Below are 23767 nucleotides of genomic sequence, written 5' to 3'. Positions count from 1 at the left end.
CTCAATGAGCGGCGGGGATGTGATGGATCGAGATCCGCTTGCGGAAGATCCAGTACGTCCAGGCCTGGTAGCCCACCACGATCGGCGTGAACACCGCCGCCACGATGGTCATCAGCTTCAGCGTGTAGGGCGTCGCCGCGGCGTTGGTCGTCGTCAGCGAGTTGGCGACGTCGGTGCTCGAGGGCATCACGTCGGGGAAGAGCCCCACGAAGAGCCCGGCCACGGCCAGCCCGATGGCGAGGAAGGTGCCCGCGAAGGCGAACCCCTCACGACCGACGTACGCAGCCGCCAGCCCGCCCACGAGCGCGAGCGCCGCCACGACGAAGATCACGGCGGTGCCGAGGTTGCCGGTCAGCACCTGGGTCCAGACCAGGAACACGACGGCGAGGACGGCAGCAACGACCCCGACGCGGAGCGCCAGCGCACGAGCCCGGCCGCGGATCTCGCCGTCGGTCTTGAGGGCGATGAACAGCGCACCGTGGGTCACGAAGAGCGACAGCGTGACGAGTCCGCCGAGGAGGCCGTACGGGTTCAGCAGCGTCAGCACCGTCCCGGTGAACTCGAAGTCGGCGTCGATCGGCACCCCGCGCACGATGTTGGCGAAGGCCACACCCCACAGGAACGCGGGGACGTAGGACCCGAAGATCACCGCGCGGTCCCACCAGCCGGCCCAGGTGACCGAAGGCCGCTGGTGGCGGTACTCGAAGGCGACGCCACGCACGATCAGCGCGATCAGGATGAGGAACAGCGGCACGTAGAAGCCGGAGAACAAGGTGGCGTACCACTCCGGGAACGCCGCGAACGTCGCCCCGCCCGCGGTCAGCAGCCAGACCTCGTTGCCGTCCCAGACCGGGCCGATCGTGTTGATCATGACGCGCCGCTCGCGGTCGTCACGGGCCAGCACCGGGAGCAGCATCCCGACGCCGAAGTCGAAGCCCTCCAGGACGAAGTAGCCGATCCACAGCACGGCGATGAGGCAGAACCAGATAGTCGTGAGTTCCATCAGTTGCTCCTCAGTACGCGAAGTTCATCGGCTCGTCGGCATCCGAGTCGGAGCCGCGCAGGGAGGGGTCGGGTGGCTCGACGAACGGGTCCGGAGCCTTCTTCACATACTTGATGAGCAGCCCGACCTCGACGACCGCGAGCACGGCGTAGAGCAGCGTGAACCCGATCAGCGACATCCACACCTCCCATGGCTCGACGCCCGGCGAGACGCCGTTGGGCGTGGTCAGGACCCCGAAGACCACCCACGGCTGACGCCCCATCTCGGTGAAGATCCAGCCCATCGAGTTGCCCAGCAGCACCATCACCGGCGCCGAGATCGCCAGCGCGGGCAGGAAGCGCCCGACCAGCCCTGTCGGCGTACGTCCTCGGCGGGTGAACCAGAGCACCGCCAGCCCGATGAGGCTGCCGACGACGCCCAGACCCATCATCCAGCGGAAGGTCCAGTAGGTGACCGGGATGTTCGGGGTGTAGTCGCCGGGTGAGTAGTAGGTCGCGCCCGGCGTCGAACCGTACGTCTCCCGATACTTCTCCTGCAGGTCGTAGATGCCCTCGACCTTGCCGTCGAAGGTGCCGGTGCCGAGGAAGGAGAGCACGCAGGGCACCTCGAGCGCCCACTTCTCGTGCTTCCCGTCGCGGGTGCCGATGGTCAGAATGGAGAACGGCGCGCACGAGTCGGAGGTCTCCCACAGCGCCTCCGCGGCCGCCATCTTCATCGGCTGCACCTCGGTCATGATCTTGCCCTGGATGTCACCCGAGACCGCCACACCGATGCCGGAGAAGACCATGATCCAGGCCGCCAGCACCATCCCGCGCCGGTGCATCGGACGGTCTGCGTTGTTCTCGCCGGGCCGGCGCAGGTAGAGCCAGCCCAGGATGCCAAGCATGAAGGCGGCCGAGGTCAGGTACGCCGCGAGGATGACGTGCGGGAACGTGCCCAGCTGCACCTTGTTGAACATCACCGCCCAGAAGTCGGTGAGCTCGGCGCGGCCGGTGATCTCGTTGAACTTGTAGCCGACCGGGTGCTGCATCCAGGAGTTGGCCGCCAGGATGAACCACGACGACGCCAGGGTTCCGAGGTGGACGATCCACATGCACGCGTTGTGCAGCGCCCGCGGCAGCTTGTCCCAGCCGAAGATCCACAGGCCGAGGAAGGTCGACTCCAGGAAGAAGGCGAGCAGCGCCTCGATCGCCAGCGGAGCCCCGAAGACGTCCCCGACGAAGCGGGAGTAGTCCGACCAGGTCATCCCGAACTGGAACTCCTGCACGATCCCGGTGACGACACCGAGCGCGAAGTTGATCAGGAAGAGCTTCGCGAAGAACTTGGTCAGCCGAAGCCACTCAGGGTTCTTCGTACGCAGCCAGATCGTCTCCAGCACGGCGACGAGCATGGTGAGTCCCACCGTGAGCGGGACGAACAGGAAGTGGTAGACGGTCACGATGCCGAACTGCCACCTGGCTAACTCCAGGACGCTGTCCACGTCGATCACTATGTCACTGCCGCCACATGAACCTCAGCACCCCCTCCCGAGGGGGTACGTTTCTTGTGAGCCACCGCACCTGGGGCTGTCATCCTGGCCCGATTCCTGCGCGGCCCGAGCGACGAGCAGGATGCCCGCCCAAGAAGAACCACCAAAATCAGGTCTCTACGGTGTCACGGGATCGCGCACCTCGCGCGGCGAAGCACGCTGAGGCGAGGGGGCAGGTGGTGACATGACATGGCGTTCACTGCGGGGGGTATCGGTGGTGCTCGTTGTCGTCTTCGCGCTGGGTGCATGCGGCAGCGCGAGCACCACGCGGGCTGGGAGCCAGACCGTCGATGAGATCGCACTGAAGCTGTCGGGTTCTGGCGACGACGTCGACTCGTTGGCGACGCAGCTGCGCGCAGCAAATGGCGGTCGCAACACGGTCGACGACACCGTCGCCAAGCAGCTCATCTCGCGCTCGGACGTCATCGATGAGATATGGGACGCGACCAAGGAAGCATCGGGGCCGGCGTGCGACGCCTGGACTAGCGGACTCAACGACGTCGTGGTCGATGAAGTTTCCGAGGTCGCCTACGTGTTTGAGGCGCGAACGCTGCTTGCCCAAATTCGGAGCGATGTCAACCAAGGGCTCGTGGTGGCGCAGTCGGTGACTCTTGCCTGTGAGCTCGCCGGGCTCGAGTTCTGACCGTCGCTAGCTGATCGACTCGGGAACAAAGAAACCCGGCCGCCCTGGGCTCGAGGTCACGACCGCGGGGGGATGATCGCGACCTCGAGTCCGGGACGGCCGGGCTCTCAGGTCTTCGTGCCACCAGGGCCGCATACAGATGGGGGAGCTGATGCGGCAACCTGGTGTCACTCAGTGTTCAGGCCGAGGAGAACCTCAGCCCGTGAGATCACTATCTCATCATCTGCGCCCAGACGTTGCGGTCGCGGACGGACTGTTTACGTACTGTAAACAGGTAACCTGCGTATCAGTAGACCTAATACGCGGGCGATACAGCGCCTCCACAGAAAATCGGGTATGCATTTGGATGTACCTTGAGGTGGGGGGTGAGCATGTCGGATCGCGAAGGTGTCCTCGCGCGGGTGGTCGACGAGGTCATCGACTACGTCGGCGCGGGCCTGAGCGTCCATCTGGTGGGGCCCCGCGGATCCGGGCGCAGCGAGCTCTGCTCCCTGGTCGCCAACCGGTTCGAGGACGAGGGCCGGTCCGTGCTGCAGATCAGCGGCCACCGCGCCTGGCAGAACGAGCCGTTCGCCGCGCTGACCGCCGCCGGCATCGGCAGCGCGACGCCCACCGGCCCCCGTCGCACCATCGGTGAGATGACCACGGCGCTGAGCAAGCAACTCGGCAACGGCACCGTGCTGGTGATCGACGACGCCGACGCGCTCGACACCTACTCGGTCGGCGCCCTGCGCAACATCCACCGCCAGCGACGTCTCCTGGCCGTGACCAGCAGCCGCCACCAGCACCCCGTCGCCGAGAACACGCTGATGCTCGGCATCGCCCCGTCGGTCCAGGTGCGCTCCCCCGCGCTCGAGGTCGACGAGGTGCACGAGGTGTGCCGCGGGATCCTCGGCGGCCCGGTGGAGGCCGGCTCCCTGGCCCGGATCGCGATGGCGACCGGCGGCCTGCTCGGTCTGGTCCGGGCCATCGCCACCGTCGGGCCGCGGGCAGGGGTGCTGGAGCAGCTCGACGGACTGTGGCGGCTGCCGAGGCGTACGGGCTGGGCTCCTGAGCTCGCCTCTGCCGTCGAGCCGCTGGTCGCCGGTCTCGATCAGGACGCCTGGGACGGCGCGACCGCGCTCGCGGTGACGGGCCCGGTGCCGTTGGACGAGGCCGAGAAGATGATCGAGCGCAACGTGCTCGACGCGCTCTTCGCCCACGGCCTGGCGCGGCACAGCGAGGACGGCCCGGGCAGTGGCGTCGTGGGCCTCTACCCGCCGCTCATCGGCGACTACCTGATCACCGAGGGCTCGGCGTTCGGGCTGGTGATCGCGCGGAACCACCTGGCCGCCGAGCAACCGCTCCTCGACTACGCCACCCACCGGCCCCGCGGCGCCGACGCCGCCCTGCTCCACCAGCGCTCGCTGCGCCAGATGGCCGACGAGGTCACCCGCGCGCGCCGCTCCTGGACCGAGATGCCCTCGCCCGAGACGGCGCTGCCGCTGCTCGTGGCGCTTCGCAACACGGCGGCGCCCAGCGACCAGATCGAGGAGGTCGAACGGCGTACGCCGTTGACCGACACCCAGGAGTCGGCCTGGATGCTGGCCTGGTTCGCCACCTGGAAGGCGGTGGAGCTGGGCGACCTGAACGCCGCCAAGGCCGTGCTCGACGACGGGCTGAAGCGGCTGCCCACCTTCGCCGCGACCCTCGAGGCCTCCCGCGCCCACCTGCAGTTCCAGACGGAGTACGTCCCCGAGGTGCCCACGGTCGAGCCAGACCCGCGCGACACGGTCGGCCCCGAGATGCTCGGAGTCGTCGCCGCCGAACGCCTCCTCGCCGCCGGGATGGTCGAGCAGGCGCGCAACCTGCTGGAGAGCCAGCGTCCGGAGAACCCGCTGCCCGCCGGTCTGCACGCCTTCCTCATCGGGCTCGCCGACATGCTCGGCGGCGACCTGGAACGCGGCATCGATTTCGCCCGCGAGCAGCTCGAGGCGGCCTACCAGAGCTCGAGCGCCATGCTCATCCAGGCCCACGCCTACCTGTGCGTGCTCGGTCTGAGCATCGCCGGCCGGCTGACCGAGGCGAGCCAGGCGGCCTTCCAGAGCCTCTCCTCCTCGAGCGTCGCGGCCTACCGCGACGTCGCCCACACCGGCATCCTGACCCTCGGCGCCGAGATCGCGATGGCGCAGGGCCGCCCGGAGTACGCCCGCAGCCTCGCCTCCCAGATCGGCGGCGCGAAGGTCGCCTTCGGCCCGTGGCCCGGGATGGTGGCCAGCATCATGGCGCCGGCCAGCGGCCGGATGCCGAGCCTGAAGGAGCTGTGCGAGCTCGTCGGCCAGCGGCTGGACGCCGGCTACATCACCGGCGGCATCTTCCTCGCCGTCGAGGCGGTCGAGCGCGGTGCCAACGAGAACAAGCACATCACCCGGGCCGCCAGCCTCGCGACAGGCACCGAGAGCCCGCTGCTGCAGGGCATGGGAGCGTACGCCGCGACCACGGCCGCCGGCGATGTCGACGGCCTCCGCGAGGCGATCGTGAAGCTCGCCGACGCCGGCGCCCTCGTGTTCGTGACCAGGGCCGCGATCTCGCTGGCCATCCTCCAGCGCGAGGCCGGCGACCTGGCCGGCGCCGCCGAGACTCTCGACACCGCCTGGGAGCGCTCCGAGATCTCCGGCAGCCGAGCCGGCATGTTCCGTCGCGCGGCAACCCACATCGGCCTCTCCGGACGCGAGAGCGAGGTGCTTCGACTGCTCCCGGAGGGACCCACGACCGCCTCGCTGGCAGCGGACCTGGAGATGAGCACCCGCACCGTCGAGACCCACCTCCACAACATCAGCCGCAAGACCGGGGTCTCGGGTCGCGAGGACCTCGCCCGGGTGGCCGACACCTGGCTCCGGCCGGCGCCGAACGGCGACTACTCAGCCGGCGACAGGCACTTCACCAGCGGCTCGTAGAGCTCCTTGCTGGCCTTCTGATCCGCCTCCGAGAGATCCTCCGGGCTGATCGTGGAGACGTCCTCGGCCTCGACCAGGAGGCGTACCGCCTCGTCGGAGAGGTCCGACTCGTAGTAGGTCTTCGCCAGGCACCCTGCCTGCTCCTCGGTCACCTGGTCGCGGCTGCTCTGGGTGATCTGTCCCTCGATGTCCTCGACGCTCGGCCGATCACCGCCGCCGCTGCCCTCGCCACCGCCACATGCAGTCAGCAAGAAGGCGGTGAGCAGAGCTACCGCGGCGATCGCCGATCGGCGATGCTGACTACCTCGGGCTCCGCTTCGGCGGGTGTGGGGGTACGCGATCATGAGCACGAATCATGGCGTACGCGACCCTCCCCCGCTAGGGGGGAGGGTATCCGCGGACTCAGGAGCTGGTGAGGAAGAAGAGCAGGTCCTGGCGGGTGAGGACACCGACGGGCTTGCCGTCCTCGTGCACCAGCAGCGCGTCGGAGGAGCCCAGGGTGTGGGCGGCGTCGTGGGCGTCAGCGCCGGAGCCGATCGAGGGCAGCGGCGGGGACATGTGCTCCTCGACGGAGTCGGTGAGCTTGGCCTTGCCGGTGAAGAGCGCCTCGAGCAGGGTCCGCTCCGAGACCGAGCCCGCGACCTCGGCGGCCACGATCGGCGGCTCGGCGCGGACGACTGGCATCTGCGAGACGCCGTACTCCTGCAGGATGTGCACCGCCTCGGCGATCGTCTCGCCGGGGTGGGTGTGGACCAGGTCGGGCAGCCGGCCGGACTTGCCGCGCAGCACGTCGCCGACGGTCTGCTTGCCCGCCTCGCCGGTCTCGAAGCCGTACTGCGCCAGCCACTCGTCGTTGAAGACCTTGGTCAGGTAGCCGCGCCCGGAGTCGGGCAGCAGCACGACGATCACGGCGTTCTCGCCCTCCGGCGTGCCGGCCAGCTCAGCGGCGAGCTGCTTGGCGGCGTACGCAGCCATGCCGGCGCTGCCGCCGACGAGCATCTGCTCCTCGCGGGCGAGCCTGCGGGTGTAGGCGAAGGAGTCGGCGTCGGAGACCTCGATGATGCGGTCGGCGACATCGCGGTCGTACGTCTCCGGCCAGAAGTCCTCACCGACACCCTCGACCAGATAGGGCCGCCCGCTGCCGCCGGAGTAGACGCTCCCGGCGGGGTCGGCGCCGATCACCTGGACGTGAGGGTTCTGCTCCTTGAGGTAGCGGCCGATCCCGGAGATCGTGCCGCCGGTGCCGACACCGGCGACGAAGTGGGTGATCTTCCCCTCGGTCTGGCGCCAGATCTCAGGGCCGGTCTCCTCGTAGTGGGAGCGCGGGTTGTTCGGGTTGGCGTACTGGTTCGGCTTCCAGGCCCCGGGCTGCGAGGCGAGCCGGTCACTGACGTTGTAGTAGGAGTCGGGGTGCTCCGGCGGCACTGCCGTGGGCGCGACGACGACCTCGGCGCCGTAGGCCTTCAGCACGTTGCGCTTGTCCTCGCTGACCTTGTCGGGGCAGACGAAGATGCACTTGTAGCCCTTCTGCTGGGCGACCATCGCCAGGCCGACACCGGTGTTGCCGGAGGTGGGCTCCACGATCGTCCCGCCGGGTTTCAGCTCACCGGACGCCTCGGCCGCCTCGATCATCCGGGTGGCGATGCGGTCCTTCACCGAACCGCCCGGGTTGAGGTACTCCACCTTGGCCAGAACCAGGGGTCCCTCGCCGGGTGCTGCGGCCCCAGCACCGTCCAATGCACGCTCCAGCCGCACGAGCGGAGTGTTGCCAATGAGGTCCAGTAGCGAGTCGACGTACTCCATGGCCCCAGCGTATGTCCACTAGGTGAGATCCCCTATATCCCGATACTGAGTGCCCGGTAGTGGGCCGAAGACTTTAGAGTGGTCCCCGTGGCGAAGAAGAGTCTGGCACGCAAGACCGCGTACGCCGGCGGGGGTGTTCTGGCCGCGACGGCCGCGTTCGCCGGGGTCCTCGTCGCGGAAGCGGCGCTTGCCGTCAAAGCGACGCATCAGGTCAAGATGCCGGTGGCACCCTCCCCGACCGGGTGGTACGGAGCGCGGCATCCGGGCCGACCGATCAGCATCGCGCTGCTCGGCGACTCGAGTGCCGCAGGCTACGGAATGACCGAGGTCGAGGACACGCCTGGCGCCGTCCTCGCCTCCGGCGTCTCCGAGAAGGCACGCCGGCCGGTGCGCCTGCACGACCTCTCCGAGATCGGCGCCAAGTCCTCCGACCTGCACCCGCAGGTCGAGAAGGCGATCGCCGCCGACGCCGACATCGCGGTCATCCTGGTCGGCTCGAACGACGTGATCCGCCGGGTGCGCCCGCGGGTCGCGGTGAGCCACCTCGCCCAGGCCGTCATCCGGCTCCAGGAGGCCGGAGTGACGGTGCTCGTCGGCACCGTCCCCGACCTCAGCACCGCCACCCCGATCCTGCCGCCGCTGCGCTCGATCATGCGGGCCTGGTCGATCCGTATCGCCGCCGGCCAGATCTTCCACGTCATCCGCGCCGGTGGTCACACCGTGTCGCTGGGTGACGTCCTCGGGCCGGCCTTCAAAGCCACCCCGGCGTTCTGGTTCGGCGCCGACCAGTTCCACCCCTCCGCCGCCGGCTACCACGCCCTCGGCGAGGTGCTGGTGCCGCCCACGCTCTCTGTGCTCGGCCTCGTCGGCGACGAGAACGCCATCCTGGAGACCTACAACGGCAAGCAGGTGATGCCGCTGGCGGCAGCCTCCCTCCGCGCCGTCATCCGGCCAGGAACCGAGATCGACCCGGCTCCGCGCCCCCGTGGCCGCGTCGGCCGCAACTGGGCCCGTGCCCGTTCCTTCGAGAACGAGCACCGCGAGCCTCGCCGGGGCGAGCGCCCCGACGAGACTCCCCCGGTCGCCGAGCCCCACCACTCCCAGCGCTGACAACGACAGAACCGCCCCGCTCCGAAGGGAGCGGGGCGGTCCTGTTGATGCGACTGATCAATCCTGCTGGAAGATCGCCAGCAGGCGGAGCAGGTTGGTGTAGATCCAGACGAGGCTGACGGTCAGGCCGAAGACGGCGCGCCACGACTCACGCTCAGGGAGCTGGGCACGGATGCCGTACTCGATCTGGTCGAAGTCGAGGATCAGCATGAACACACCGAGCGCAAGGCCGGCGATGGCGGTGATCATGCCGAGCGTGCCGAAGCCGAAGAGGCCGAAGCTGGCACCGAACATGCCGAGCACGAGCTCCATCAGGCTCAGGCCCACCATGCCGAACATGGCGGCGATCACGAAGGTGCGGAACTTGTTGCCGACCTTGATGTTGAAGAACTTGTACGCAGCCAGGGTGCCCGCGAACGCGGCGAAGGTGCCGATCACGGCCTGGACGACGATGCCGCCCCCGAACAGAGCGTCGAAGGTCTTGCTGAGCGCACCCAGGGCGATGCCCTCGGCGAGGGCGAATGCCAGGACCAGCGCCGGGCTGACCACGCGCTTGAACGAGTTGACCAGCGACAGGATGAACGCCGCGCCAGCACCGAGGGTCGCGGCCAGGTAGAGCGGCGCGAGGTTGGCGTCGGAGCTGATGTCGGGGGTCATGATCCACGTCGCGATGGCGGCCAGGAAGACCACGCCGAGCGTGATCGCACCCTTCTGCACCACCGAGTCGATCGTCATGGGGGCGCCCGTGGTGGGAGCCTCGGGGCCGCCGGTCGACCACTGGCTCGGGTCCTGCCCGTAGCCGGCGTACGAAGCCCCGTTGCCACCGTAGGTCGCGTTGCCGTAGGCGTTCTGCGACGGCTGCCCGAAGCCCTCTGCCCTACGGAACACCGGGTTGTTGCTCTGCATCTGGGGGTCACTCCTCGAAAGCGACTGGAAAGTCGCCGCCACGGTGGCGGCTCCTGTGGCCAGCGTACCGGCCCTGTGTCTCACTCAACGTCCGGGACAACCCTGATGTTCCGGCGATCGCAGAGTGCCCCGGGTGGGACTCGAACCCACACTGAAGCGTTTTTAAGACGCCTTCCTCTGACCGATTGGGATACCGGGGCGCGCGGAAGAGATTAGCGTCATAAGTACGTCTGCCGCTGGTGCAGCGCGTGGGCGCCGGCGACGCGGTCGATGAAGAGCAGACCGTTGGTGTGGTCGATCTCGTGCTGCAGGCAGCGGGCCTCGAAGGCGTCGGTGACGATCTCGACGGTCTCGCCGGTGACCGGGAGCTGGCCGCGTACGGTCAGCCGGGAGGCCCGCTTCACGTCACCGGTCAGGTCGGGGACGGACATGCAGCCCTCGCGCGCCTTCTCGTTGCGGCTGGCCTCGATGACCTCGGCGTTGCACAGGACGTACGTCCCATGGTGGGTCTTGGTCTTGACGTGGGTGGAGACGTCGACGCAGAAGACGCGGGCCGAGACGCCGACCTGGTCGGCGGCCAGGCCGACGCAGCCGGGCGAGACCCGCATGGTGGCGATCAGGTCCGCGGCGAGCTGGACCGTCTCGGGGGCGGCGGGGTCGACGTCCTTGCCGGGCACGGAGAGGACCTGCGCGGGAGCGCGTACGACCTCGAGGACCTTGCCCTCGACACCCAGCTCGGCTTCGGTCCAGGCCGCGACTCGTTCGTTGAGACTCACAGGTCGTCGGCCTCGATCGGCCGCAGGGTGGCGTCGACGCCGAGCTCCTGGGTGACCCGCTTGATCGACGCCTCGAGCACGGAGACGTCGACGTCCGCCGGCAGCTCGAGCTCGGCGACGACGACATAGAGGTCCCCGGAGAGACGGGTGGTCAGGTCGGTGATGTTGCCGCCGACGGCGGCGATCTCGGCGGTCACCGTGGAGACGATGCCCGGGCGGTCACCGCCGTGGACGGAGAGCACGAAGAGCTGGCCCGCGCCGGCCGGCGCCTGCTCCTCAGGGAGCTCGTAGACCGTGACCGTCAGGGTGCCATCGGCCGCGATCGGCTCGAGATCGGCCTGGATGGCCTCCGTGGTCGCCTCGCCCGCGCAGAGCAGCGTCATCGCGAAGTGACCGCGGAGCCGGGTCATCGTCGAGTCCTCGAGGTTGAGTCCGAGTCCGGCCAGGCGGGCGGTGGTGTCGGCGATGATCCCCGGGCGATCGTGTCCCAGGACGGTGATGGCGTGGATGGTCACCAAACCATTGTCACCCGCGGCCCGCCGATGGCGGGCCGCGGGTGACTCAGATGGACATCTAGCCGCAGCTCAGCCGCGGAACCACTTGTCCTTGTCCTCCTCGGGAGAGTCGACCGGCTCGGGAGCGAACTCGGGCGTGCCCTCCGAGGTGGGCTTGACCGCGGTGTCGCCACCGCCCAGGTCGTCGTAGGACGCCTGGTCGGGGGCGGCCGGCGGGGGCGGCGGGACCTCGGCGGCGTACGGGTCGGCCGGGGCGATCGGGTCGGTGAGCGGGTCACCGGTGACCCCGGCCTGCGGGGCAGACGGCGCCGGCGGAACCGGCGGAGCCGGCGGGTAGCCGCCGTACTCGCTGCTCGAGGACGAGCCGGTGGTCGACTCCGGAGCGGCCTCTGGGGTGGACTCCGGGACGGAGCCGTTGCGGTGCAGCTTTTCGGAGGCGACCTCGGCCGCGGCCGTGACCTTCTCCTTGGCCTGCTCCGCGTAGGGACCGGCCTTCTCCTTCACCGTGGCGGCGTAGGGACCGGCCTTGGCCTTGGCGGCCTCGGCATAGGGAGCAGCCTTCTCCTTGATGGGCGCCGCCTTCTCCGAGGCGGTCGCGAGGGCCGACTGGACGCGCGGGTCATGGGTGACCTTGTTCGCGCCGGCCTTCAGCTGCTCAGACTTGTTCTTGACCAGCACGCCGACACCAACGGCAGCGATGGCAAGCAGGATGAGCTTTTTCACGTCTTGACCTTCCGAGAGACAGCATTTGGTTCTGTTTGATGGGATATTCGCCGGTAAACCTAGACCTAGGCGTCAAACACCAAGATGCCATAAACACAGATCAAGTCCCCCGACATGCCTAGTCTCTAACGGACCAGGCAATTCCGTCGAGGATGTCGGACTCGGAGACCAGCAGAGACTCGACACGCGAGCGCCTCAGGATCCGGCTGAGGATCACTCCACCGGCGGCGATCACGTCGGCGCGGCCGGGGTGCATCCAGGGCAGCGCCAGCCGCTCCTCGACGGTCATCGCCAGCAGGCGGTCGACGAGCCGGTAGACGTCGTCGGGCGCGACCTCGGCGTGATCGGTGGCGGTGCGGTCGTACGCAGCCAGCTCGAGCAGCCCCATGGCCAGCTGGATCATGGTGCCGCCGACGGCGACCACGGTGTTGGCTGTGGCCGGCTCGACGGGGCAGGCGTCGAGGTGCGCGTCGATGTCGCGTACGCAGGCCTCGATCTCCTCCCGCGTGGGCGGGTCGGAGCGCAGGTGACGCTCATGCAGACGCACCGAGCCGATGTCCATGCTGTCCGCCTCGCCGACGCTCGACGCCGAGCCGTCCCCGAGGATCAGCTCGGTGGACCCACCGCCGATGTCGATCACGAGCACCGGCGGCTCCGGGGTGCCGCGCAGGTTGCGGACCGCGCCGCCGAAGGAGAGGGCCGCCTCCTCCGCCCCGGTGACGACCTCGGGCGTGACCCCGAGCCGAACGCGTACGCCGTCGATGAAGGTCGCCGCGTTGGTGGCGTCGCGGGTGGCCGAGGTGGCCACGAAGCGCACCTTCTCGACACCGTTCTCGCGGATCAGCGTCGCGTACTCGTCGATGGCCCTGAAGGCGCGCTGCAGGGCCTCCTCCGCGAACACGCCGGTGCGGTCGACACCCTGTCCGAGGCGGACCATGCGGGCCTCACGTACGTCCTCGTTGAGGCCGTCGGCGGTGACCGTCGCGATCAGGAGCTTGATGGTGTTCGTGCCGCAGTCGATCGCAGCAACCCTCGTCACTGCTCCTCGTCCTCCAGCTCCAGGTCCACGCAGGGACCGGACTTCCACCACTCGCCGAGGCGCTCGAGCACCTCGTCGCCGAGCGGGTTGACGCCGGGGCCCTGGGCGAGCGCCTGGCCGGCGAGGACGTGCAGGCACTTGACTCGGTTGGGCATCCCACCTGCGGAGATGCCGTGGATCTCGGGCGGGTCGCCGAGCTCGTAGCGCGCCTCGAGATAGGCCTCATGAGCCTTGGTGTAGGCGGCGGCGAGCTCCTCGTCGGACGCCAGCCGCGCCTCCATGTCCTTCATCACGTGGGTGCCCTCGAGGGTGCCGATCTTCGAGGCGGCACGCGGGCAGGTGAGGTAGAAGGTCGTCGGGAACGGGGTGCCGTTGGGCAGCCGCGGCTCGGTGGTCACCACATCGGGCAGCGAGCACGGGCAGCGGTGCCCGACCTCGTGGATCCCCCGTGGCTCGCGTCCCAGCTGTGCCGTGATCGCGGACACGTCCTTGGGATCGATCGCCATGTCTTCAGTCTTTCTTCTGCTTGGGCGGGTCGATCTCCGACTCCGGCCCGTCTCCTGTCTGCTCCGGCGGGTCACCGGCCAGCAGCACGGAACCCCACGCATCGTCCCACCAAGCCTTCGGCTGCTCCGCACTGCCCACCTTGCCGGGGTCGGTGAGCTCCGGCTCGGTCTGGATGCGCTCGCCGTTCTCGTCGAGGGCGACGTACGCCGTCTCGCCCGGCATCACGAAGCCGAACCGCTCCCGGGCCTGCTGCTGGACGTAGGCAGGGTCCTCCCAGCGACGGGTCTGCTCCTCGAGCTGCTTGATGTGTTCCTTGCGCTCGGCGATCTCGGTCTGGAGGGCGTTGATGTCATGGCGCTGCTGGATGTAGGCGCGCAGCGAGGAGGCGTAGGAGATCACCATCACGGAGGCCACGACGATGATCATCATCGCCCGGCCGGTGAGCTTGGGCCGGCGCAGGCGCTTACGCAGCGCATCGATGCCGCCGATCGACGCCGGGCGGGCAGGGATGGGAGCACGCGGCCGTCGCCCCGGCCCCTGTGGGGCCCGAGGACCGCGTACGCGCTTGCTCTGACCGGGTCCCTGCGTTGCCACGTCGCTCATCCTCCCATCCACGACCTACCTCCTGGCGGCAGACGCGCGGCGGCCCGTGTCCTGAGGACACGGGCCGCCGCGGCGTACGGAACTACCTACGCCTGGTAGCGCGGGAAGGCGGAGGCGCCGGCGTAGCGGGCGGCCTCGCCGAGCTCGTCCTCGATCCGGAGGAGCTGGTTGTACTTCGCGACGCGCTCGGAGCGGGCCGGGGCGCCGGTCTTGATCTGGCCGGAGCCGACGGCGACGGCGAGGTCGGCGATGGTGGTGTCCTCGGTCTCGCCGGAGCGGTGGGACATCATCGTCTTGAAGCCGGCGCGGTGAGCCATGTCGACGGCGTCGAGGGTCTCGGTGAGCGTGCCGATCTGGTTGACCTTGACCAGCAGCGCGTTGCCCTGACCACCCTCGATGCCGCGGGCGAGGCGCTCGACGTTGGTGACGAACAGGTCGTCGCCGACGAGCTGGGTCTTGGAGCCGATGGCGTCGGTGATCGCCTTCCAGCCGTCCCAGTCCTCCTCGTCGAGGGGGTCCTCGATGGAGACGATCGGGTAGGCCGCGACGAGCTCCGCGTAGTAGGCGGTCATCTCCTCGGCGGTCTTCTTCGCGCCCTCGAAGAGGTACGCCCCATCCTCGTAGAACTCCGAGGCGGCCACGTCGAGCGCGAGGACGACGTCCTTGCCGAGCTCGTAGCCGGCCTTGCCGATCGCCTCGGCGATCAGGTCGAGGGCGGCGCGGTTGGACTCGAGATTGGGGGCGAAGCCACCCTCGTCACCGAGGCCGGTGGCCAGGCCCTTCTCCTTCAGCACGGACTTCAGCGCGTGGTAGACCTCGGCGCCGATGCGCAGCGCCTCGGCGAAGGTCGGCGCACCGATCGGCGCGATCATGAACTCCTGGATGTCCACGTTGGAGTCCGCGTGGGAGCCACCGTTGAGGATGTTGAGCATCGGCACCGGAAGCACGTGGGCGTTGGGGCCACCGACGTAGCGGAACAGGGAGAGACCCGCCGAGTCGGCGGCTGCCTTGGCGACCGCGAGCGAGACGCCGAGGATCGCGTTGGCGCCGGCCTTGGCCTTGTTGGGGGTCGCGTCGGCCTCGATCATCGCCTGGTCGATGGCGCGCTGGTCGTCGGCGTCGAAGCCCTCGACCGCGGGCGCGAGGATCTCCACGACGGCGGTCACGGCGTTCTGCACACCCTTGCCGCCGTAGCGCTCGCCACCGTCGCGCAGCTCGACCGCCTCGAAGGCTCCGGTCGAGGCGCCACTGGGGACCTGGGCGCGGGCGAAGGTGCCGTCGTCGAGGACGACCTCAACTTCGACAGTCGGGTTGCCTCGCGAATCGAGGATCTCGCGGGCGCCTACGGCGTCGATCGATGCCACTGAACTACTCCTGGGTCAGGGACGGGACGGGTGTCGTCCGTCAGCCTATTACCCGGCCGGATGGGCCTGGCGATTGGAACGTTAACCGGTCGGTAGGGCCACTCCTACCCGCGCCCACCTGGTGTTCACGTCGAGGTCCGCACCTCGTCACCACGTCGATGCCTCCGGGTGCGGTGCCGCCCGGATCGTTCCTCCGGCAACAATTCCCCGAGAGGAACCCTCACATGCATCTCCGCAAGAACCGCCTCGCACTCGCCGGGGTCGGCGTCCTGGCCATCGGGGGCCTGGGCGTCTCGCTGATGACCGTCCTCGGCGGCACCGCCACCGCCGATCCGGGCCGGCACCGCGAGTTCAGCCGGCTCGCGACCTATCCGGTCTTCCAGAACGTTCCCGCCGGGGTCGACCCGGCCGACCCGACCGTCGCCGAGATCTCGGCCGTCTCCGAGGACGGCAGGACACTGGCGTACACCGACGCGGCCGGCGGCCGGATCGGCTTCCTGGACATCACCGACCCCTCCTCGCCGAAGGGCATCGGCAGCCACGACGTCGCCGGCGCGAAGGGCGGCTCGCCGACGTCGGTCTCTATCGTGGGCGACTATGCGCTCGTCGTCGTCGACGAGTCGACCTACCCCGGCCTCGAGGACACCGAGTGGGAGGACGAGGAGCCTGCCGTCGGCACCCGTGCCGGGCGGATCGACGTGATCTCGCTGGCCGCCCCGCACGAGGAGGTGGCCTCGTACGACCTGGGCGGTCAGCCCGACTCGATCGCGGTCAGCCCTGACGGGACGTACGCCGCGATCGCGATGGAGAACCAGCGCAACGAGGCCGCCACCCCTGCCGGCGGCGAGGAGGGCGACCTGCCTCAGGCGCCGGCCGGATCGGTCAAGATCGTCGGCCTCGACGGCGGGCCGGCCGAGTGGCGGATCACCGACGTGGCGCTGCCCGCCTCGCTGTTGAAGGGGCTGGACACTCCGGAGGACGCCGAGCCGGAGTACGTCGACATCAACGCCGACAACCAGCTCGCGCTCACGCTGCAGGAGAACAACGGCGTCGCGATCATCGACCTTCCGTCCGCGACCGTCGAGACGGCGTGGAGCGCCGGGAACGCGGTCGTCTCCGGTGTGGACGCGAGCAAGAACGGGTTGTTCGACCCGGTCGACACCATCGACGCACCGCGCGAGCCCGACTCGATCCAGTGGGTCGGCAAGGGCCTGGTCGCCACCGCCAACGAGGGCGACTGGAAGGGAGGCACCCGCGGTTGGACCGTCTTCCGCGCCGCGACCGGCGACGTGGTCTGGGACGCCGGATCCACCTTCGAGGACCTCGCCACGAAGTACGGCATGCACAACAACGACCGCGCCGCCAAGAAGGGCGCGGAGCCCGAGGGGCTGGCCTTCGAGACCTTCGGTGGCGTCCCGTACGCCTTCGTGGGCTCCGAGCGCAGCAACTTCGTGGCCGTCTACGACATGCGTACGCCTTCGGCCCCGAGGTTCACGCAGGCGCTGCCCGCGACCAACGGGCCGGAGGGACTGCTGCCGATCCCGTCGCGCAACCTGCTGGCGATCTCTTCGGAGGAGGACTCGGCCGAGGACCTGGTGCGGGCGTCGGTCTCGCTCTACGGGTTCGGCCGGAAGTCATCGTCCTTCCCCGCCGTCGAGTCGGCCTCGCAGAACGGCAAGCCGATCGGCTGGGGCGCGCTCGGCGCGCTCTCGAAGGTGCCCGGTGAGCCCGGCAAGCTCTACGCCGCCAGCGACGCGGCCTACGCCACCGGCCGGATCTACACCCTCTCGGTGAACCGCTCCCCCGCCGTGATCCGCGACGTCATCGAGGTCACCGACGCCTCGGGCGAGGTGGCCGAGGGGCTCGACATCGAGGGCCTGGCCGCCCGTCGTGGCGGCGGCTTCTGGGTGGCCAACGAGGGTGCGACCGGTGCCGGGAACGCGCTGCTCCGCCTCGACCGCGACGGCCGGATCGCCGAGACGGTGCCGCTGCCCACCGAGGTCGCCGAGAAGGTCGGCAAGTGGGGCCTCGAGGGCGTCACGGTGACCGGGAAGCGCCGCTCGGAGAAGGTGTACGTCGCGCTCCAGCGCCCGCTCTGGGCCGACTCGACCGCGAAGAAGCCCGGCGTCGACGGCGCGAGCACCGCCCGGATCGGTCGCTACACCCCGGCGACGGGCGAGTGGGAGTGGTTCGGCTACGGCCTGGAGTCGACCTCGGTGGCCGGTGACTGGCTCGGGTTGTCCGAGATCACCGCCGTCGACGACGACACCCTCGCGATCATCGAGCGCGACAAGCAGAACGGAACCACCGCCGCGATCAAGCGGGTCTACACGGTCGACGTGCCCCGCCAGGGCGTCACCGGACTCAGCCCGGTGACCCCGCTGCGCAAGCGCCTGGCGTACGACCTGCTGCCTACGCTGCAGGCCGGCCACGGATGGACCCAGGAGAAGCTCGAGGGCTTCACCATCGGAGCCGACGGACGCGCCTACGCGGTCACCGACAACGACGGCCTCGAGGATGCCACCGGAGAGACGGTCTTCCTCGACCTCGGTCGAGCAGCCAAGCGCTGAGGATCAGCATCACGCTGGCCCGTCACCGTCTCGGTGGCGGGCCAGCGTGATTTTTTGGACCGGTCAGTCTTCGGAGCAGCGGTCGGCCGGAAGATGCGTACCGGCCCACTCGGTGAGCGCGCCGAGGGTCGGCGCGAGCGCGGCACCGGATCCGGTGAGCGCGTAGCGGACCGCCACGGGCGGGCCTGGGTCGACCTCGCGGGCGAGCAGGCCCAGGCCGGCCAGCTCGCTGAGCCGCTCGGAGAGCATCGAGTCGCTGATGCCGGCCACCGCTCGCTTGAGCTCAGCGAAGCCGAGCGGGCCCTGGGTCAGGCTGCCGAGGATCACGCCGTTCCAGCGCTTGCCGAGGAAGTCGAAGGCCCGCACCAGCGCGGCACTGCACACCTGCGGATCGTGTGCGGGCTTCGTCGCGGGCATGCATCCCAGCGTACAGGACTTGCCTGAATCCCGAGGTACTACTATTTTCGAAGTAACCGGAATATCCCTAGTAACCACGGAGTTCAGAGCAACATGACCGAGACCACTGCCCTCGAGACCACTACGCTCGAGAAGCTGGACGACCGCGGCCGCCAGATCGTCTTCACCGGTGCGCGCACGTCCAACACCTTCGCCGACACCCCTGTCACCGACGACGAGCTCGCCGACGTCTGGGAGCTCACCCGCTGGACTCCGACGATGGCCAACACCCAGCCGCTGCGCGTCGTGTTCGTGCGCACGGGAGAGGGCAAGGAGCGCCTCCTCCCGCACATCGCCGAGGGCAACCTCGAGAAGACGAAGGCTGCCCCGGCGACCGCGATCGTCGCCTACGACAACAACTGGCACGAGGAGATCCCCAACGTCTTCCCGATCCGCCCGGAGATGAAGGACTACTTCGACGCCGACGAGGCCGCCCGCCACGGCGCCGGTGGCTGGTCCGCCGGCCTGCAGGCCGGCGCCTTCATCCTCGCCGTTCGCGCGGCCGGTCTCGCCGCCGGCCCGATCGCGGGCTACGACACCGCGGGCGTCGACAAGGAGTTCTTCCCCGAGGGTGACTGGACCACCAAGATGATCGTCAACATCGGCCACCCGGGCGAGAACCCGTGGTTCGACCGTCTCCCCCGCGTGGAGACCGAGGCCGCGGTGAAGTGGGCCTGACCTGCTGAACTGTTCGTTCGAGGCGCTCGCCTGCCAGCACGGCAGGCGAGCGCCTCTATTGTTTTCGCCGGAATACAGTTAGCCAAGCTAAACTTTGCCTCGATGTCCGTGACCCACACCAGCCCCCGCCTCACCTTCGCCATCGTCGCCATCGGCGTCTGCTCCTACTCCTTGCTGCAGTCGGTCTCCGTGCCGACGATGCCGCTGATCCAGACCGAGCTGGAGACCGACCAGGCGACAGCGTCCTGGATCCTGACCGCCTTCCTGCTCTCGGCCTCGGTCGCGACCCCGATCATCGGCAGGATGGGCGACTCCTTCGGCAAGCGCCGGATGTACGTGTGGAGCCTGGCCGCCCTCACCGCCGGCGCCCTCCTCGCCGCCGCGGCCCCAAGCATCGAGGTCATGATCGGCGCGCGCGTTCTGCAGGGGCTGGGTGGCGGCACCCTGCCGCTCGCCTTCGCGATCCTGCGTGACGAGCTGCCCAAGGAGCGCGTCGCCGGTGCGATCGCGGTGACCTCGTCGCTGCTCTCGATGGGCTTCGCAGCCGGAATCGTGCTGGCAGGTCCGGTCGCCGAGACGCTCGGCTTCCGGGCGCTGTTCCTGCTGCCCGCCCTGGTCGCGGCCGGCGCCGCGATCGCCGCGCTGTGGCTGGTGCCGGAGTCCCCGGTGCTCACCAGTGAGCCGATCCCGCTGCTCCCCGCCGTGCTTCTCGCCGGCTGGCTGGTCGCGCTCCTCCTCGGTGTCAGCCGGGCGCCGTCGTGGGGCTGGACCTCGCCCGCCACCATCGGTCTGCTCGGTGCCGCCGTGGTGCTCCTGGCCACATGGATCCGGGTCGAGTGGACCGTACGCCAGCCGCTGGTCGACCTGCGCCTGATGGGCCGCCGCGGCGTCTGGACCGCCAACCTGGTCGCCCTGCTGATCGGCATCGCGATGTACGCCTCCTTCGGCTTCATCCCGCAGCTGACCCAGACCCCGCCGTCGGCCGGCTACGGGTTCGGCGCGTCGGTCACCGTCGCCGGCTACCTGATGCTCCCGACGGCCATCACCTCGTTCCTGTGCGGTCTGGTCAGCGCCCGGCTCGCCGAGCTCATCGGGATGCGCCGCATCCTGGTCATCGGCGGGCTGCTCACCGCGGTCTCCCTGGCCATGGTTGCCTTCGTCCACGACGAGCCGTGGCAGATGTGCGTCGCCGCGGGGCTCTCCGGCTTCGGCACCGGCCTGGTCTTCGCCAACCTCGCCAACGCGGTCGTCGCTGCGGTCCCACCGGAGCACACCGGCGTGGCCACCGGGATGAACGCCAACATCCGCACCGTCGGCGGCACCATCGGCACCGCGGTCATGACCTCCCTGGTCACCGCCCACACCCTGCCGTCCGGCTACCCGACAGAGCAGGGGTACATCAACGGCTTCGGCTTCCTCACCGTCGTCGCTCTGGGCGCGGCCCTCGCGGCCATGCTCATCCCCCTGGCTCCGCGAAAGGTCGCCCCCGCCGGCCGAGAGGTCACGTACGCGAGCCGAGGCGTCGCTCCCGTCGGCCGAGACGGCACCGAGATGCCGTGTCGGCCGACGTAAGTGCCGTCTCGGCCGACGTAGGTGCCTATTCGGCGGGGCGGGCGCGTTCGGCGGCCTTGGCCGCCGACCAGAGCTTCTCGACCTCTTCGAGGGTGTAGCGGCGGCCGGAGGTGGCCTCGGGGCCGAAGACATGCGGGTTGCGGCGCTTCATCTTCGCCGTGAGGCCGGCGATGACGTCGTCCATGGTGAACTCGCCGGCCTCCTCCGCGATGGCGGCGTGGAAGTAGACCTGAAGCAGGAGGTCGCCGAGCTCCTCCTTGAGGTGCTCGGGGTCGGCCTCGTCGATGGCCTCGAGCACCTCGTCTGACTCCTCGCGAAGGTACTGCGCGAGCGATGCGTGAGTCTGCGACGACTTCCACACGCACCGTTCACGCATCAGCCGCATCAGGTCGAGGAACTCGACGAGCCCCTCCCCCGATGCGTACGTCCTGCCCTCGTCGTCTGCTGGGTTCAATCCAGCGCCCCGAACGCGCTCAGGCACTGCCGCAGCAGCACTCCCCGACCACCCTCCATGTCGCCGACGACCTCGTCGGAGGCGGCCTCGGCCGGCGTCATCCAGGACAGCTCCAGGGCGTCCTGGCGCGGCTCGCACTCGCCGGTCACGGGGATGACGTAGACCAGCGAGACCGCGTGCTGGCGCGCGTCCTGGTAGCGCTCGCCGGGCCACGGGAAGTATTCGGCGACGGTCACCGGAACCGTGGTCAGCGGCAGGGTCGGGAAGGCGACCGGGCCGAGGTCCTTCTCCAGGTTGCGCATCAGCGCGTCGCGGATCCGCTCACCGTGCAGCACCCGGCCGGAGACCAGCGACCGGGTGATCGTCCCGGTCGTGGGCGAGCCGCGCAGCAGCAGCCCGACCTCGGTGACCCGGCCGTCGGGGTCGACACGTACCGGGACCGCCTCCACGTAGAGGATGGGCACGCGCCCGCGGGTCTCGCCCAGCTCCTCCTCGGAGAGCCACCCGGGCTCGGTGTCCCACTCGTTACCGAAGGGCTCCTCAGGGAAGGACTGCTCGCCGAAAGCCTCCATCGTCATGCGTCGATCCTGCCAGACACAGGCGTACGTCACGGAGCGACGGCGCCGCAGTGTGGACTCTCACCGCCGCAGGAGGAGGAAGCTGTCGGCCTTGAACGCCTTCTCGACCATCCACCAGGAGAAGCCGTCGTAGTAGGGGCGCGCCTCGTCGCGGCCCAGTATCCGCGGCTGGGTGGCGGCGTGGTCGCGGCCCTTCCAGGTGATCGTGCACTCGCCGGCCGCCAACACGTTGCGTACCCAGTTGGTGCCGGCACCCCACGGAAGCGTGATCACGAACTCGTCCTCGGTGTGCAGCAGCGCGACCGGGAGGCTCAGGTCGCGTCCGGTCTTGCGGCCTCGGTGGTGCACCACGGCCCAGAGTGGGAACAGGCGGCGCCCGGCCAGGGTCCGCATCATCGGGGCGGTCGCCTTCGCCATCCGCCAGGAGTCGTTGCTGGGAGTGATCGTCGTCATGCTCCCCACTGTGCCCAGGGTCGCGGGGTCGCCGCTTCCCGGGCAGTGGGCAGCCGGACTGACGGGTTCCCGTCAGTCCGCCTTCAGGCCGCGCCGTTGCGGATCGCCCAGGCGGTGGCCTCGGCGCGGCTGCGTACGCCGAGCTTGCGGTAGAGGTTGGCGGCGTGCCGCTCGACGGTGTGCTCGGTGATGCCGAGGTCGCGGGCGATGACAGCGTTCGTACGTCCCGTGGCGATCAGCCGCAGCACCTCGTGCTCGCGCGTGGTCAGTGCCGTTGTGGCCTGACCCGAGGCGGGCGCGGACCCGCGGTGCACCTCACCGGTCAGGAACCAGCGGCTCACCATGGCGAGGTCACGGGCTCCGCCCTCGACGAACAGCGTCGGAGTGCTGCCCTCGAGCTCGACCAGCGTCCCGTTGCGTACCCCGTCGGCCAGCCGCCGGGACACCTCGACCGGGATCTGGCTGGCTGCCTGCCGGTGCAGCACGAGCGTCGGCGCCACCACCTGGTCGAGGAGGTCGCTGACGTCCATCCGGGCGGCCTCCGCGAACCAGTCGCGGGCGACCGCGGGCGTCGCGGCGGTGCGGAACGCCTCGGCGACGCGGCCGGCGTTCTCACCCGACCCCCATCCCAGCCAGGCGGTCGCGGCGGCGTCGGCGAAGAGGTCCCAGTCCTGCTCGACCAGCGACAGCAACGCCTGTGTCTGCGCGGGGCTCATCGCCTCGCGCATCCGCGCCGCCCCTCCGAACAGGAGCATCCGGTCGACGCGTTGCGGGTTGGCCGCTGCGTACGCCACCGCGGCCGCGACCGCGTGGTAGTAGCCGAGCAGGTTGACCCGGTCGGCACCGACCGCCTCGATGACCGCCTCCAGGTCGCGCAGGTGTGCGTCGAGGCCGAGGTCGCCGGCGCGGCGGTCCGAGGAGCCGGTGCCGCGGCCGTCGTAGAGCACCAGCGTCAGGTCCTGGCTGAGCCGTTCGTAGGCCATCCGCAGCGCGGGCACCCGCCATTGCGCCCGGATGTTGCTGAGCGAGGGCATCCAGATCGTCACCGGCCCACTCCCGACGGCCTGGTAGGCGATCGCGATGTCGTCGCTGGTCTGCGCGTAGCGCACCTCTGGCTCGCCGGTCACGCGGCCATTCTTGCGCGTGGAATGCCCCAGTAGCGTCGTTGTCATGAACCGAGTCCTCCTCATCGGGCTGGCGCCCGAGGCAGTCGATCTCTCCGACGCACCCATCGACCTGGCCACGTTGAAGGAGCGGATCGCCGTCGGCAACGCCGAGGTCGCCGAGGCCGGCTACGACGCGCTCTCCTGCGAGATCGGCACCGGCGTCGACAACGCCGTCTCGCAGGTGCGCGAGGCGCTCGGACAGAAGACCTGGGACATCGTCATGATCGGCGGCGGTGTCCGGGCCGTCCCGGCCCACACCGAGCTCTTCGAGGCGATCGTCAACCTGGTCCACGAGCTCGCGCCCGGAGCCCGCTTCGCCTTCAACGCCGGCCCCGACACGACCCTGGCGGCGCTGCGCCGCGCGGCCGGCACTCGCACCTGAGT

Annotated in this window: 24 protein-coding genes and 1 tRNA gene; 7 read left to right on the top strand and 18 right to left on the bottom strand. The window is 69.6% G+C overall.

Annotation, left to right across the window (positions count from 1 at the left end; genetic code table 11):
- Nucleotide 1: 1 nt before the first annotated feature.
- Nucleotides 2-1003, bottom strand: a complete 1002-nt coding sequence (gene cydB, locus OG801_RS20980; RefSeq protein ID WP_355018290.1) for a cytochrome d ubiquinol oxidase subunit II — start codon at nt 1001-1003, stop codon at nt 2-4.
- A gap of 10 nt (nt 1004-1013) precedes the next feature.
- The gene (locus OG801_RS20975; protein ID WP_355018291.1) at nt 1014-2483 is read right to left on the bottom strand and encodes a cytochrome ubiquinol oxidase subunit I; all 1470 of its coding nucleotides are present in this window, start codon (nt 2481-2483) and stop codon (nt 1014-1016) included.
- A gap of 232 nt (nt 2484-2715) precedes the next feature.
- Between OG801_RS20975 and OG801_RS20970 the strand changes: the two genes are divergently transcribed.
- Both OG801_RS20970 and OG801_RS20965 read left to right on the top strand, forming a co-directional pair.
- A complete protein-coding gene (locus OG801_RS20970) occupies nt 2716-3174 on the top strand; it encodes a hypothetical protein (protein ID WP_406031083.1) in 459 nt (152 codons plus the stop codon).
- Between the two features lie 371 nt (nt 3175-3545).
- Nucleotides 3546-6110 carry a LuxR C-terminal-related transcriptional regulator gene (locus OG801_RS20965; RefSeq protein ID WP_406031081.1) on the top strand — a complete coding sequence of 855 codons (2565 nt, stop codon included), beginning with the start codon at nt 3546-3548 and terminating at the stop codon, nt 6108-6110.
- On the opposite strand, the gene OG801_RS20960 is transcribed toward OG801_RS20965, so the two are convergent.
- Nucleotides 6071-6454, bottom strand: a complete 384-nt coding sequence (locus OG801_RS20960) for a hypothetical protein (protein WP_406031079.1) — start codon at nt 6452-6454, stop codon at nt 6071-6073. The genes OG801_RS20965 and OG801_RS20960 overlap by 40 nt on opposite strands.
- Before the next feature lie 58 nt (nt 6455-6512).
- Nucleotides 6513-7913, bottom strand: a complete 1401-nt coding sequence (locus tag OG801_RS20955; RefSeq protein WP_355018293.1) for a cystathionine beta-synthase — start codon at nt 7911-7913, stop codon at nt 6513-6515.
- 87 nt (nt 7914-8000) lie between these two features.
- Here OG801_RS20955 and OG801_RS20950 point away from each other — a divergent pair, with 87 nt between their 5' ends.
- A complete protein-coding gene (locus OG801_RS20950) occupies nt 8001-9023 on the top strand; it encodes an SGNH/GDSL hydrolase family protein (RefSeq protein ID WP_355018294.1) in 1023 nt (340 codons plus the stop codon).
- Between the two features lie 57 nt (nt 9024-9080).
- Here OG801_RS20950 and OG801_RS20945 read toward each other — a convergent pair whose 3' ends face one another.
- From OG801_RS20945 to eno, 9 genes are all read right to left on the bottom strand, one after another.
- The gene (locus tag OG801_RS20945) at nt 9081-9929 is read right to left on the bottom strand and encodes a Bax inhibitor-1/YccA family protein (RefSeq protein ID WP_406031077.1); all 849 of its coding nucleotides are present in this window, start codon (nt 9927-9929) and stop codon (nt 9081-9083) included.
- A 125-nt stretch (nt 9930-10054) separates the two neighbouring features.
- A tRNA-Leu gene (locus tag OG801_RS20940) sits at nt 10055-10129 on the bottom strand.
- Between the two features lie 18 nt (nt 10130-10147).
- Nucleotides 10148-10705, bottom strand: a complete 558-nt coding sequence (gene def, locus OG801_RS20935; RefSeq protein ID WP_406031075.1) for a peptide deformylase — start codon at nt 10703-10705, stop codon at nt 10148-10150.
- A complete protein-coding gene (locus tag OG801_RS20930; RefSeq protein WP_355018297.1) occupies nt 10702-11220 on the bottom strand; it encodes an ACT domain-containing protein in 519 nt (172 codons plus the stop codon). The genes def and OG801_RS20930 overlap by 4 nt, the downstream gene beginning before the upstream one ends.
- A 69-nt stretch (nt 11221-11289) precedes the next feature.
- Nucleotides 11290-11943, bottom strand: a complete 654-nt coding sequence (locus tag OG801_RS20925; RefSeq protein ID WP_355021653.1) for a hypothetical protein — start codon at nt 11941-11943, stop codon at nt 11290-11292.
- Nucleotides 11944-12061: 118 nt separating this feature from the next.
- Nucleotides 12062-12982 carry an exopolyphosphatase gene (locus OG801_RS20920; RefSeq protein ID WP_406031072.1) on the bottom strand — a complete coding sequence of 307 codons (921 nt, stop codon included), beginning with the start codon at nt 12980-12982 and terminating at the stop codon, nt 12062-12064.
- The gene (locus tag OG801_RS20915; RefSeq protein WP_406031070.1) at nt 12979-13488 is read right to left on the bottom strand and encodes a DUF501 domain-containing protein; all 510 of its coding nucleotides are present in this window, start codon (nt 13486-13488) and stop codon (nt 12979-12981) included. Before OG801_RS20915 ends, OG801_RS20920 begins: the two co-directional genes overlap by 4 nt.
- 4 nt (nt 13489-13492) lie before the next feature.
- Nucleotides 13493-14083, bottom strand: a complete 591-nt coding sequence (locus OG801_RS20910) for a septum formation initiator family protein (protein ID WP_355021656.1) — start codon at nt 14081-14083, stop codon at nt 13493-13495.
- Nucleotides 14084-14178: 95 nt separating this feature from the next.
- Nucleotides 14179-15456, bottom strand: coding sequence for a phosphopyruvate hydratase (gene eno, locus OG801_RS20905; protein ID WP_355021657.1), 1278 nt, complete (start codon nt 15454-15456; stop codon nt 14179-14181).
- Between the two features lie 224 nt (nt 15457-15680).
- Between eno and OG801_RS20900 the strand changes: the two genes are divergently transcribed.
- Nucleotides 15681-18026, top strand: coding sequence for an esterase-like activity of phytase family protein (locus tag OG801_RS20900; protein WP_406031068.1), 2346 nt, complete (start codon nt 15681-15683; stop codon nt 18024-18026).
- A 63-nt stretch (nt 18027-18089) separates the two neighbouring features.
- Here OG801_RS20900 and OG801_RS20895 read toward each other — a convergent pair whose 3' ends face one another.
- Nucleotides 18090-18443, bottom strand: coding sequence for a helix-turn-helix domain-containing protein (locus OG801_RS20895; RefSeq protein ID WP_355021659.1), 354 nt, complete (start codon nt 18441-18443; stop codon nt 18090-18092).
- 93 nt (nt 18444-18536) lie between these two features.
- On the opposite strand from OG801_RS20895, the gene OG801_RS20890 reads away from it, so the two are divergent.
- Together OG801_RS20890 and OG801_RS20885 are read left to right on the top strand one after the other, a co-directional pair.
- The gene (locus OG801_RS20890; RefSeq protein WP_406031066.1) at nt 18537-19160 is read left to right on the top strand and encodes a malonic semialdehyde reductase; all 624 of its coding nucleotides are present in this window, start codon (nt 18537-18539) and stop codon (nt 19158-19160) included.
- A gap of 102 nt (nt 19161-19262) precedes the next feature.
- A complete protein-coding gene (locus OG801_RS20885) occupies nt 19263-20732 on the top strand; it encodes an MFS transporter (protein WP_406031064.1) in 1470 nt (489 codons plus the stop codon).
- 25 nt (nt 20733-20757) lie between these two features.
- Here OG801_RS20885 and OG801_RS20880 read toward each other — a convergent pair whose 3' ends face one another.
- The 4 genes from OG801_RS20880 to OG801_RS20865 form a co-directional block, all read right to left on the bottom strand.
- Complete coding sequence (locus OG801_RS20880) at nt 20758-21186, bottom strand: MazG nucleotide pyrophosphohydrolase domain-containing protein (RefSeq protein ID WP_406031062.1); 429 nt, start codon at nt 21184-21186, stop codon at nt 20758-20760.
- On the bottom strand, nt 21183-21764 hold the full coding sequence (locus tag OG801_RS20875) for an NUDIX hydrolase family protein (RefSeq protein ID WP_355021663.1): 582 nt from the start codon (nt 21762-21764) through the stop codon (nt 21183-21185). The genes OG801_RS20880 and OG801_RS20875 overlap by 4 nt, the downstream gene beginning before the upstream one ends.
- A 60-nt stretch (nt 21765-21824) precedes the next feature.
- Complete coding sequence (locus tag OG801_RS20870) at nt 21825-22217, bottom strand: hypothetical protein (protein ID WP_406031060.1); 393 nt, start codon at nt 22215-22217, stop codon at nt 21825-21827.
- A gap of 83 nt (nt 22218-22300) precedes the next feature.
- Complete coding sequence (locus OG801_RS20865) at nt 22301-23344, bottom strand: alpha/beta fold hydrolase (protein WP_355021665.1); 1044 nt, start codon at nt 23342-23344, stop codon at nt 22301-22303.
- A gap of 43 nt (nt 23345-23387) precedes the next feature.
- On the opposite strand from OG801_RS20865, the gene OG801_RS20860 reads away from it, so the two are divergent.
- Entirely contained in the window at nt 23388-23765 is a 378-nt protein-coding gene (locus OG801_RS20860; RefSeq protein WP_355021666.1) for a hypothetical protein, read from the top strand.
- The last annotated feature ends 2 nt before the right edge of the window (nt 23766-23767 follow it).

Origin of the sequence: Nocardioides sp. NBC_00163, assembly GCF_045206295.1 — a bacterium.
GTDB lineage: Bacteria > Actinomycetota > Actinomycetes > Propionibacteriales > Nocardioidaceae > Nocardioides.
The sequence above is the reverse complement of the archived record's forward strand: the minus strand, read 5'-3'. Positions and strand labels throughout refer to the sequence as shown.